Here is a 12,024-nt window from a genome sequence, read left to right as displayed (position 1 = left end):
CTGAGCTCGGCCCAAACAAGCTTATGCTTAGTCTCTACAGATATATGTACCATAATAAAAAACGCCTTAAATCAAGCAAGGAAGATACATACTGACTGCAAATATGATTAAATGTAGTGAAGTTTTTACAAAAAGATTTAAAGTTTAATTCGGTTTGTGGCAAAAATAAATAAAGTTTGATTTTGAAATTAATTTTACATAAACTATTGATAATTAAGATTATTAAGGATATATTATGTCACAAACTAATTAACTTTATTGTGACGTATGGTGAAATGGAAAAATAGATTAAATAGCTGGTTATCAAAGCGTAAAGGGCATGTGTTTATACTTGAAGATCTTGTTCAGGAGCACTCTGAATCGGAAGCAATACGAAAACATCTTTCGAGAATGACTAAGGAAGGAAGATTAAATAGATTGCGTAAAGGTATGTACCATATACCTGAACAGCGTGAGATATTTAATAAATTGATTGATGTACCACCGTCTCATTCAGAAATCGTAAATGCAATCAGTAGGACTTGGAAGACAAAATTTGTGCCAAGTGGCCCTTTCGCAGCACATGCTCTAGGCCTAACAACACAAGTGCCACAGCACAAGGTTTATCTATCTAAAAAAAATAGTTACAAAGAAGAGATTGCTAATCAACTTATTGAGATCAAAAAGGTGTCTCATAGTAAAATGGAAGGTGCCGGAACAGTAACGGCAACGATTTTTTCGGCACTTGAGTATTTACAAAATGAATTGAATCAAGAGCAACTTTCCTTAATTGCCAAAAAATTGAAGAAAGTTGATATGATAAGGTTAGAGAAATGTGCAAAAAATAGAAGTCAAAAGCTACAAAATTTTGTAGTACTAATAAAGGAACAATATGAAAAAATTCATTGAATTATTAAAGGTTGAACAAGTTGCCCTTATTAGGAAAGCATCAGCGACCTTCAATTTAAGTGCATTGACAATTGAAAAAGACTTTTGGGTTACTTATTTATTAGATGTGGTTTTTAATCGTCTAGACCTCAATCATGATTATACCTTTAAAGGTGGGACTTCATTATCTAAATGTTTTAATCTAATTGAGCGTTTTTCAGAAGATATTGATCTTTCCTTAAATATGGGAGATTTAGGTTTTGGAGAAGGTGAGAAGAATCCAATGGCTGACCCTAAACCGAGTAGGGCTAAACTTGATAAAATTAGAAAAGATCTGGAGAAAGCAGGAACTGATTTTGTACGTGATAAATTGCTTCCAGGAATAGATTCTAAATTGAAAGAGGATGATGTAAGGGCTTACAGTCTTTATATAGGTGATAATGGTGCAGATATATACTTTGAGTACCCTAGAGTATTACGGGATATAGAATATCCAGTCAATAATTATGTGACGCCACGAGTGCTCATAGAAACTGGCACGAAAGCAATGCATAACCCTTATACTATCACGGAAATAGATGCGATGTGCGTTAAGGGGTTGCTTGATGCTGTGAAGGTAAAAGTCTTAAGTCCCCAAAGAACATTCTGGGAGAAAATTACGATCCTCCATGCAGAAAACAATATCAATGATCCAGGACGAGTTAAAGATAGGTTTAGCCGTCACATATATGATATTCATCAAATATACAGAAGTGAAATTGGAGTAAAGGCTATAAAAAATACTGATTTATTAGCAGACGTGGCAAAACATAAAGGCAGGATGTTTATAAAAGCAGCGGCAAAATATGATGAAGCATGTAAGCCTACATTAAAAGTGGCTCTAACTGATGAGATTCGTGACGCAATGGCAAAGGACTATGAAAAAATGACCGACATGTTTTACCGAGGTGAGAAACCTAGTTTTGAAGAACTTTTGGATACCTTACAACAGATAGACGATAACTTTAATAATCACTGAATCCCTAGATGATTTTTTGAACTGTGGTAAATTATTATGAGGGTGGGTGGGTGCATGGTATTGAGTCTAATGAATAACAGAAAGCTGAGGACCGTGCCTTGAAGCAGCTGAAGAGAGCGAACTCGAGGCCATCTTCGACGACCGCATACCTGTGTTATATGGCCTCTGGGATGAATCCCAGAGCTTATGACATGCGCCATCTTCAACGACGTTTGAGGTCTATTATTAGCACTTCAGGATTTAACTCCCTCGTAGAGGGTGATAAAATCATCAGTTTAATATATTTGTGAAGAACAGCCTTCATCCTTGATTTCCCGGTTTAGCGCGTGGATTCAGACTGCTCGATCTCTAAAATCCTGGCTTCCATAGCCGATACCTTCTCTGGGTAATGTGAGGATATCTTGTTGCGTTCGGCTTCATCCTTCGCAAGGTTGAAGAGCAGAAGTTACCCCGCCCAACACCGTCAATCCCGCCACTAACACGGAGCACAAATATCCGCTTGTATTTATTTTATTCATTTTCGGTTTTTCCTTTTTTTCTATTTTTTCCGCCCTTCTTTTCCTTCTTCTTACCCGGTGACGTTTTTTTCCAGATATCGATGACCACAGATATATTTTATCATTCCATCGGGGTCATGATCAATCAACTACATTATAGCTGTAAAATGTTAGAAAAATTATAAATTCTTTCTGAAAAGCTTATTTTCCAGTATAAAATGCCCATTCATAAAAATAAGTGGGGTCATTGGGGTCAACAATCTGTTGCTCCATTGTTACATTTGCTCGGACATGGCCATCCACAAAAATCATATTTCTATACTTGCCACTATGTAAATTTTCACTGTTCATTATTAAAAAGTATTGGTCACTTCTTGTTTGGAAACTTATTGAATCTATAAACATTACCGCTCCCACTGGTTTAGAGACATTATTACGTTGTACAGGATCCCAACGACTAGGACGACTACGGGCCCCCGCATAAAGGCTGTAGCCATACCACGTCCATTCCCACCATCGTAATCCACTCAAGTCCGCCTTTGGACAGCGGTAAGCATTGCTACTGGTATTTTTAAGGTCTGGGGAAATACCTGGACCCCATTCATCTCCTGGATAACCCAAGTATGTCGAAATTTGTCCAAGCCAGATATTATGATTTGGATCAGCAGTGCCATTTACTTGTATCATAAGGTTATCGTTATCATCGCCCCACATAGTTTCCGCAATATGCATTTGTCTCAGTCGATTTTGACAATCCACAGAAATAGCTTTTTCCCTGGCTTTTCCCAAGATTGGTATAAGTAGGCTTGCAAGAATGGCAATGATCGCGATCACAACTAGTAATTCAATCAAAGTAAAATGGCGTCGAAACTTACAAGTTTTTTGATCTAATATTCTTTTCATAAATACCTCAGGCTTATTTTAGTATTAATATTCTAAACCCTGATTGCTTATACTTGATACAGTAATATATATATATTGCTGTATAATATTGATATTTCGGTGTTTAATGTTCATATTTTTGTGTAATTAAGTCTATTCTTATCATCAGTAGCCAAGTAAATAACTGCCCTCGTACGACTAAATTTTTGAGTCGTGCTGATACTTTTGAAGAAAAAATACAATTAATTTCAAGTTTTTGACTCCTTTGGGTTCGGTACTTTATGCCGGACTCACAAGTGAGCCCTCGTTAATATATTCACGAACATCCTGTGACTCACGTCACAGGCTATTCCATGTCGGTGCCTTGCACCTAGAAGTGTATTTCACTCAGTCTCTAAAGCTTGGGCTACATACAAAATTCACTTTTTTTCTAAGTCCTACCCTTTAATTTCTCGTTACTTAAGAACAGCTTCTAAGTATTCTTTAATATCAATACAGACTTGTTTTAAACTAAGGTCAAGCTTTAGCTTTTTAGTAAAAGCTTTCCATCGAGTTTTAATAGCAGGGTCATCGTAGAAGTATTCAGTGAGTGAACTAATGCCTTCAGAAGGAAAGTTTGTGCCACGCCGCTTAAAAGTAGATACAATAGCCTCTTTAAGTATCTCTTTATCAAAACCAAATTGAGTACAGATGATCCAGACATCGTAGAAGTCCTTCATTCTACTATTCGTCAAGTCTAATAAAACCATAGCTTGAAGTTTCTCAGCTATTACAGTTTCACGATTATATACCTTAAGTCGAGGAGCTGGAAGAGTGTCTATAAGGACTTTGAAGTCGGCTTCTGTTGCACGGGGTGTTACGACGTCGCCTGTTCCCATATCAAGCTGCACAGGTATAGGTATATGTCCAAGCTTAGACTTGAGAGTTACTCGAAGCCCTTGATACTCTTGGTCTTCTTTAATAGGGACAATTTTGATACTTTCAGCATCGTAGACCATGGCATCATCGTTCGCTACTTCGATATTACAAATGTCGATGACAACTTGTTTGATATTGTTAGGAGAAATGTCACCTGTGATAAGAAAATCAGCATCTTTGGTTGGTCGAAAAGATTTATCACTCCACAATATAAAGAGCATAGCACCTTTTAAAGTGATTCGATCTTTATGTTCACTTAAACCAAGTCGATAAAGAAAGCGTTCTAAGGAATAACGGACCTGGAGGATGTTAGGATTGATATCCTGAGCTTTAGCTTGATTGCGTAAAAGCTGTTGAACTGATGCTGCTTTACTCATTATAGGGACTCGATATATGGCATCATTACGTTTCTCATACGGCATTTAGTGGCAAGTTCAATAAGTTCTTTACGTGATGTCTTTTTCAGTTGTATAGCTTCTCTTAGAGCTTCCAAGGCGACATCGATGCCAACTTTATTTCGATGTTTAAAACAGTCAACTACTGTTTTAGTAGGGCTGTAAACTTTTATAGTAGCACCTGAAATATTGTGTTCTTCAATTTCCAATTGATAAAGCTCTTTATTTGGGTGGATATACTGAATGTCGTATTCATCAAGCTTAGCTTCTTTGACTCCTTGAGGGAGTGATATCCAATGGTCGTAAGGTAGTTGCGTACCTATTTCATGGAAGTGGAGAGCTGATATAAGGCAGAAAACTGCTTTAGGGATCTTATGAGCAAGTTCTACGTAGCTAGAGTGAGCATCTGTACTTTCTTCATTAATTCGATAGAGACCACGAGAAAGAGAGTAGATGTGACCTCGGTCTCTTAGTCTATAAAGAGTTTTAGGTGCAATCCCAGCATTAAGGATATCACGTGTTCTATGAACCCCATTGTTTGAACGAAGAAATTCTAGTGCTTGCTCTTGATTCATTTATTTATTTACTCACGCATGTTATAATAATTACTATATTTAATTATATATATAGTTTTAATTATAACAAGTTATGTGTGATGCTATGGCATTATATCTTATAAAAGTGGCCAGTATTTATCTAAATGAAGTACGAAGAATAATTATTTAGAATCAATCATTAAAAGTTGAATCAGTAACTGTATGGGTTTCACTAAATGACTACATTTGAGGGTTGTTACTAATTATGACCGCTCAATTTTCTGACTCTGCTATCTGCGTTCAAAGGGCCGTAGGAGCGACCATTAATGAGCTTGATTTTTTGAACAAAATTTTCCAGTCTATTTTTCAGTCGCTGGATGAGGCGAGTGCGCCACGTTTTTAGTTTAGATGTGTAGCTATCGAATTTGGTCAAATATTTTTCTTCTTGTGTTGATCAGAAATATTTTACTTTCATTGACTTAGATCTTGTTGGTCTTCATGGCTTCTAAGGCTGCAGAATTGTTTTTTCAGGGGTGTATTATTTCTTGAGTTTTCGTGGGAATGAGATCTCTGCCCAGATGGGTTTGTGATCCGATAGAGACTTCTTGAGTTCGATGATGCCGCCATCTGTTGTCTTCGCTCCAGCCGAGGTCTTGTAGAGGATGTGATCGATTACCCCGAGATTCTTTTTTGGGTCGAAGGCATTGTAGGTGTATTCCTTGGAGACATCAATCTTCAGCTCTTTCCACGTTGCTTTGAAGCCTGCCTTCTCGATCGTGTTCATGGCAATATCGCCGCTATTGTTGTTGAAATCTCCAACGACGATCACCCTCTCCGTCGTTTCTTTTGGCAAGACCTCGCTGGCAAGCTTGTAGGCATGACCAATCTTTTCGCGATCGCGCGTACTACAGATATGCAGCGAGTAAAATGCGATGGTAACACCATCAATTTTAGTCACCGCTCTCACTGCCGACGCGGGATTCCAGCAGCGTCGACGCTCAACACTTAGATCATGCTCGACTTTTCCTTCTAGGGCTGTCCGGCTGAGAATCGTCTTGTATTTATCCTTGTGATTGGCCGAAGATATTTTACCCACAAAGCTATACTTCATCCCTAGGACTTTACCGACACGAGCGGTCCAATCACCATCGGGTGCTTCGTCAAAACCAATGATATCTAGCTTGTAGGGTTTAAACATTTCGCCAATTTGTTCCGGGGTGGCGCTTTTGCCGAATTCCACGTTATAAGAAGCAATACGTACGGTAAGGGATTTATCAGGCTCTGAAGCGGTGAGATTGCTTGTGAATATGCACAAGTAGGCAAAAGTAAGGGCTAATAATTTAATGGCTTTCATTCTAAGTTCCTTGGATTCTAGATGTCTTTTAAAATGAGCTGTCTTCGATCACCATGCTGCTTGTGTTTGGCATTGATGCATTGTAACTCTAGATCAGCGGAAGTTTCTGTAAGCTTCATATCAACCCAAGCATTGGCGTGACCTTTGCCAAAGTAGTAGGCGACCGCGGGGAGATTTACGATATGGAGATGATCCTGTTGATCGTGTTGCCACTCATGAGTATGGCCATAAATGTAGGCCCTTGCGTGCTTTCGTTTGGAAAGGAGGTTTAAGAGTGCTTTGCCATCGCGCAGGCCCGGAATGGGACGCACGCCGCGGTTAGCATAGGGATTATAGTGACTGAAAATGAGGGCTGGTTTATCCGCTCGTTGGTCGAGTTGATTGCTGAGCCAGGTCAACTGCTTGCCACCTAAGGAACGGGTCTTTGAATCTAAAAGTATGATATTTGCGTGCGGCAGTTCAATCACATCTGCATGAATACCCATTTGCTGTTTCTTTAGGAAGGGGAGCAATTCCCACAGTCTTTCGCGATTATCGTGATTGCCAATGGTTACATGAATCGTGATGCCCGCAAGACGAAGTGGCTCAAGAAGCCTAACAAGTTCTTTGTACTCGCCTTCTTTGCCATTGCTGAGAGCGCAATCACCATTGATGATGAGGTGAGCTGGCCGCGGATTGAGTGCAATGACGCTATTGGCTGCCTGAGTAAAAGCATCCGCCATGTTGACCCATTCATGATCAGATTCCGCAACGGGTGAGCCTGGCCACTTGGTTCCTGGGTAGGATTGCTTGGGATTGGCACTGATGTGAGTATCCGAAAACAAAGCGACGCGGTTGGGATCCAAGGGAATGGTTTCAGCTTCTACAGAAGCCAAGGCATTAGGCGCTATAAAAGCCGTGCCACCCAGAGCGAGCGAGTGTTTGACGAATTGACGACGCGTGATTGGAGGAAGAGTGATGGGCATCTCGGTTTTCCTTTCGTTTTAAAGTGTGTTTACACAAATGTCTTTAAACTACTAAACCAATTTTTTTTATGACTGCTACGTTTTTTTCGTAGACTTTATAATAATTCACTCAAATTAGCTCTGTGGTGGGCTAAGGGTAGGGAAATTAAGGGTGTTTGTACGTGCGGCTAACTTTTTTAGTATGGCCCCGAGGGCTCCTCGGCCACCGGAGGTATTTATACTGGGGCTCCGCCCCACACCCCGCTCAAGGTACTGCCGTACAGGCAAATGTTTTTTAGTTGCTTGTCTGGCGAAGACCCTTAAGAATCCCAAGGCTAGTCGCTGCGCGCCCGCGCTTAATTTTAATCTTAGATTTGTTAGCGAATGTTGCCGACAGGGTACTTTTAAAAGGATGAACGAGTGTTGGGGACAGGGTACTTTTAATAGAGATGCGTCATGATAAAATGAATTTAGCGCCACTCGTGATTGCCATGCGGGCTTTTATAGCAACTACCTTTGGCGGCTCCTGTCTCACTGATAAGACAGTAAATACATCTCAATTCGCGAGCCTTAGCAGAGGCCTTAGCAGACGCCTCAGCTGCATTAGCCTGACGCTGAGCTGAATTTAATAATTCTTGAGCGACTAAGTCGTCATTTTTTTGCTTATTTTTCGCAGCCGCCTCAGCTGCATTAGCCTGACGCTCAGCTGCATTAGCCTGACGCCTAGCTGAAGTCAATAATTCTTTAGCGACTAAGTCGTCATTTTTTTGCTTATTTTTCAGAGTCTTTATTTCTTCTAGCACTTTAATTTCAGTCAATTTATCAGCCTCGCTCAGATCTTCCCATCGAGCATTTTCTAAATCAATTTCACTTTGCAGTTTATCGACCTTATTTTGTATCCTCGGTATATCCATGTGCTGACTTGATTCGATCAAACTCTTTGTATCCTCAATCTCAACATTCCACCAATTTACTTCTGCAGTCAGCGCACCGCGAATACGCCCATAGATTTCATCTTCGGAACCGCATATGGATTTGATCTTTATTGCACTTCGATTGGCGCGCCATATTCCGAACGGGGTGTCAGACGAAGATATGCTGTAATAAATTAAAAAGGCCACTAGGTATAAGCTTGGAATGAAGTAGTAAACTGCATTTACGCCAAAAGCTAAGTAATGTAAGGCATGTAACAAAAGCAATCCTAGCAGAGGTGCTAAAAATAAAAAAACCAACTTCCCGTTTGCAAAATTTGAAGTACTGAATCTTCCCCAAAAGTATGGTAATAATAAGACGAGAAGAGCATAAAACATTGATTTAGAAGGTGCGAATGAAAGGGCCTGTAGAGCTGCCAGGATGGATTCCGATGGCACAAGCCAGGATGGAAAGCATGCATAGATAAGATCCGCTACTGAAAAAAGTAATATCGACAGCACCGTTAAGTAAGAAACTGAGAACGGCCATGTTGCTATATTGCGACTTGGAGTACTCCATCCTGCCCAACAGTCTTTTTCTTCCAAAACCTTATTCCCCTTTGGAACTATTAACTTGCTCAAGTCAGGATTAAGGCGTTTAATTATCGAAATATAAAGACTCTCCTTAGCGTATACATTTGTATTCACAAGGGCTTTCTCATTCAAACTTTCGAAATACTTACATGCCTCATCATAGGCACGCTGCGTACCTTTGGTGAAATGGTTAATGAAAGAAACACCCAAACAGAAAGGCATCAAGAGATAAGAAAAAAGTACAGCTATCAAGCCGGGTGAAGTGCGGCTTTTTTCGAACTTCAATCGACACTGAACAAGTACCCGAAAGTTATCCTCCATTTCGCCTGATTTATCCTGTAAATAAGTAGTCACTTGCTTATATTCATCAAGTTGCTCTTCTAAATCAGGGATATTGTCTATTTCCCGACGAAGTTCTCCCTGCCATTCATTCAGTTCTTTTTGCAGAGAAGATAATTTATTACTTGGGTTATCGTATGTACTCATAGTTTATTTTTCACTATATCATAATTTAATTGTTGATCTACGAGAAGCAGTTTAACTGATAAAAAATTGCTTTTTCGCCGATAGGACAAAGAGCTACTACAATTACAGGCAGTGTGCCATGCCTAAAGGCTTCTGGTGCCATGATTTCTGTGCCACCCAGGGCGAGCGAATGTTTGACGAATTGACGACGCGTGATTGGCGGAAGAGTGATGGGCATCTCAGTTTTCCTTTCGTTTTAAAGTGTGTTACTATAACCTGGATCCGTGAACTACATTATGTTAATCGTCTTGGTCTTTCACCTTTATTGACTTACAACTTTTCTCAAAAGACCTACGGGTATTCCTGTAAAAAGTTGCAAAGCTCTGAAAATAAAACTCCTACGAGATTCTACAAATGCCAGCTCACGGATTCAGGTATAAAAGTGTTTGTAAGTTATTAACATGGAATTTTTATAACTGCTACATTTTTTCATTGACTTTATAATGATTCACTCAAATTAGCTCTGTGGTGGGTTAAGGGTAGAGAATTTAAGGGTTTTGTACGTGCGGCTAACTTTTTTAGTATGGCCCCGAGGGCTCCTCGGCCACCGGAGGGTGCTGCCACACAGGCAAAAATTTTATTGCCCGTACGGCAAGGACCCCTTAGGAATCCCAAGGCTAGTCGCTGCGCGCCAGTGCGTAATATTGAACTATTGTAAAGGGCAATTTGAACCATATCCCGAGGGAGAGTAGTTGAATTAGAGTCTGGGCTTACCCCAGGAGATACAATGTTAGAATATTTTAAAGATCGTAAGTTAAAACTACATCCCGAACCCGTGAACCTCCGCAAAGGCTTCAATGGCTTAACCGCGTTAAGTAATCTGGAAAATCTCTTTGCAGGAGATGTCTACCTTTTCATAAATCGACGGCGTAATTTATTGAAAGGTCTCTACTGGGATGAAGGTGGTTTTTGTATTTTCAATAAACAGTTGGAGCGCGGAACTTTTAGCGACATGTCCGAAGCTAAAACTGAGCTTAGTTTTCGGGAATTTCTGCTAATGATCCACTGCTGTAAAGGGGCCTATTTTAAGATCAAATAGCCTGGTTTTATAGCTGAAAAATCATGGGGTTATGCTATATTATTTCATGACTAAAACTATCTCAGACCTCACCAAAAAAGTTGTGTTTTTAGAAGAGGAAAACACCTATCTAAAAGCCCAGCTGTATGGTCGTAAAAAAGAGACTGTAGTCTTTGATAACTCAGATACTTTTCCTGAGTGGACTGAATACCTTAAGGATCTGGGCGATTCAAATTCACCAGAAAGAGATGAAGAACCCAAAGTAAATACCCTAAAAAAGAAGAAGAAACGCAAGCCCTTTACGCATTTCAATTTCCCTGAGAATGCTGAACGCGAAATTAAAATCATTGATTTGCCCGAAGATGAAAAAGTTGATCCCATAACTGGTGTAGAACTGAAACTCATGGGATTCGATACATCAGAAAAACTTGTTTATGTTCATGGTCGTTACAAAGTCATAGAGACTCGTGTACGTAAATACAATATTCCAAATAAGCCCAAGGCAGGAGTTATCTCCGCTCTAGTTCCCAGCCATCCGATAACAGGCTGTCGTGCTGATGTGAGCTTGTTGTCACATATACTCATTTCAAAATATGCCGACCATTTACCTCTTTATCGTATCGAAGAGCAATTCAAACGAGATGGACTTACTATTGCGCGACAAACGCTTTCCAACTGGGTTCTCCAGTTAGGAAAAACTCTCCAACCTTTAGGTGATTTATTACGAGATCAAATTTTAAACTCATCAAGAGTTTTTACAGATGACAGCCCTGTTAAGCTTCAAACAAAAGGTAAAGGTAAGCTTCAAGAAGGTCGGATTTGGGTTTATGTCGGCGGCGATGGTCCAGACCCTCCTCTCGTTTGGTTCGAATTCACCAAAGACCGTTCACACTCCCATACATTAGATCGAATGAAAGACTTTCAAGGAGTTTTTCATGCCGATGCTTTTGCTGCGTATGAAAAAATGGATAAGCTTGATGGTATCGATTGGCAGGCTTGCTGGGCTCATGCCAGGCGTAAGTTTTTTGACACACCCAATCCAAACGAATTCTGTAAACAAGTGCTTATTTTGATGGATAAGCTCTTTGAACTCGAACAGGATGCTTGGGCGCTTGGTACTTCGGCAAAGCGACAGAGCTTTCGCAATAGGAAAACAAAGCCTTTTGTTGAAGCTCTATTAAAGACGATTCAAGATCATTACTACAAAGCATGTGAGCCCAAAGGCAAACTCAAAACGGCAATGGAGTACCTACTTAAACGGCAAGAAGCATTTAAAGCTTTTCTTGCTTATCCGGATGCTCGCATAGATAACAATGTGAGTGAACGCGCTATTCGTCCGCTTACTATTGGTAGAAAAAACTGGCTTTTCTTCGGCAGTGAAAAAGGCGGCCAAGCGGCTGCCAATATCATCTCCTTAATCCAGACTTGTCGTAAGCTGGGTATCAATCCAAAAGAATACTTAGAGGATGTGCTCAGGAGAATCATTGATCACCCAAAAGAAAATTTAATGGAACTCCTACCACAAAACTGGAAGAAATAGACTTTTTTTCGAAATAGGCATTCAA

The 12,024-nt window shown here is 40.0% G+C and carries 11 protein-coding genes; 4 read left to right on the top strand and 7 right to left on the bottom strand.

Features of this window, described 5'->3' with window-relative positions:
* Positions 1-267: 267 nt before the first annotated feature.
* Both PQO03_RS13975 and PQO03_RS13970 read left to right on the top strand, forming a co-directional pair.
* On the top strand, positions 268-888 hold the full coding sequence (locus tag PQO03_RS13975; protein WP_274153809.1) for a DUF6088 family protein: 621 nt from the start codon (positions 268-270) through the stop codon (positions 886-888).
* Positions 872-1,885 carry a nucleotidyl transferase AbiEii/AbiGii toxin family protein gene (locus PQO03_RS13970; RefSeq protein ID WP_274153808.1) on the top strand — a complete coding sequence of 338 codons (1,014 nt, stop codon included), beginning with the start codon at positions 872-874 and terminating at the stop codon, positions 1,883-1,885. The genes PQO03_RS13975 and PQO03_RS13970 overlap by 17 nt, the downstream gene beginning before the upstream one ends.
* Before the next feature lie 698 nt (positions 1,886-2,583).
* On the opposite strand, the gene PQO03_RS13965 is transcribed toward PQO03_RS13970, so the two are convergent.
* The 7 genes from PQO03_RS13965 to PQO03_RS13935 all read right to left on the bottom strand — a co-directional run bounded on the left by PQO03_RS13965 (position 2,584) and on the right by PQO03_RS13935 (position 9,619).
* Positions 2,584-3,285 (bottom strand): type II secretion system protein, encoded by a 702-nt coding sequence (locus PQO03_RS13965; protein WP_274153807.1) that lies wholly within the window; start codon positions 3,283-3,285, stop codon positions 2,584-2,586.
* Positions 3,286-3,719: 434 nt separating this feature from the next.
* A complete protein-coding gene (locus tag PQO03_RS13960) occupies positions 3,720-4,559 on the bottom strand; it encodes a nucleotidyl transferase AbiEii/AbiGii toxin family protein (RefSeq protein ID WP_274153806.1) in 840 nt (279 codons plus the stop codon).
* A complete protein-coding gene (locus PQO03_RS13955) occupies positions 4,559-5,152 on the bottom strand; it encodes a type IV toxin-antitoxin system AbiEi family antitoxin domain-containing protein (RefSeq protein WP_274153805.1) in 594 nt (197 codons plus the stop codon). The genes PQO03_RS13960 and PQO03_RS13955 overlap by 1 nt, the downstream gene beginning before the upstream one ends.
* Before the next feature lie 499 nt (positions 5,153-5,651).
* Positions 5,652-6,467: an endonuclease/exonuclease/phosphatase family protein gene (locus PQO03_RS13950; protein WP_274153804.1), complete on the bottom strand. Its 816-nt coding sequence runs from the start codon at positions 6,465-6,467 to the stop codon at positions 5,652-5,654.
* Positions 6,468-6,484: 17 nt separating this feature from the next.
* Positions 6,485-7,432 (bottom strand): metallophosphoesterase family protein, encoded by a 948-nt coding sequence (locus tag PQO03_RS13945; RefSeq protein ID WP_274153803.1) that lies wholly within the window; start codon positions 7,430-7,432, stop codon positions 6,485-6,487.
* Between the two features lie 449 nt (positions 7,433-7,881).
* Positions 7,882-9,270 (bottom strand): hypothetical protein, encoded by a 1,389-nt coding sequence (locus tag PQO03_RS13940; protein WP_274153802.1) that lies wholly within the window; start codon positions 9,268-9,270, stop codon positions 7,882-7,884.
* A gap of 169 nt (positions 9,271-9,439) precedes the next feature.
* Complete coding sequence (locus PQO03_RS13935; RefSeq protein ID WP_274153801.1) at positions 9,440-9,619, bottom strand: hypothetical protein; 180 nt, start codon at positions 9,617-9,619, stop codon at positions 9,440-9,442.
* A 549-nt stretch (positions 9,620-10,168) separates the two neighbouring features.
* On the opposite strand from PQO03_RS13935, the gene tnpB reads away from it, so the two are divergent.
* Both tnpB and tnpC read left to right on the top strand, forming a co-directional pair.
* Positions 10,169-10,480, top strand: a complete 312-nt coding sequence (gene tnpB / locus PQO03_RS13930; RefSeq protein ID WP_274150714.1) for an IS66 family insertion sequence element accessory protein TnpB — start codon at positions 10,169-10,171, stop codon at positions 10,478-10,480.
* Positions 10,481-10,526: 46 nt separating this feature from the next.
* Positions 10,527-11,999, top strand: a complete 1,473-nt coding sequence (gene tnpC / locus PQO03_RS13925) for an IS66 family transposase (protein WP_274150713.1) — start codon at positions 10,527-10,529, stop codon at positions 11,997-11,999.
* The last annotated feature ends 25 nt before the right edge of the window (positions 12,000-12,024 follow it).

The sequence above is a fragment of the Lentisphaera profundi genome, from assembly GCF_028728065.1.
Classification (GTDB): Bacteria; Verrucomicrobiota; Lentisphaeria; order Lentisphaerales; family Lentisphaeraceae; genus Lentisphaera; species Lentisphaera profundi.
This window is presented reverse-complemented; position numbering and strand designations above follow the sequence as displayed.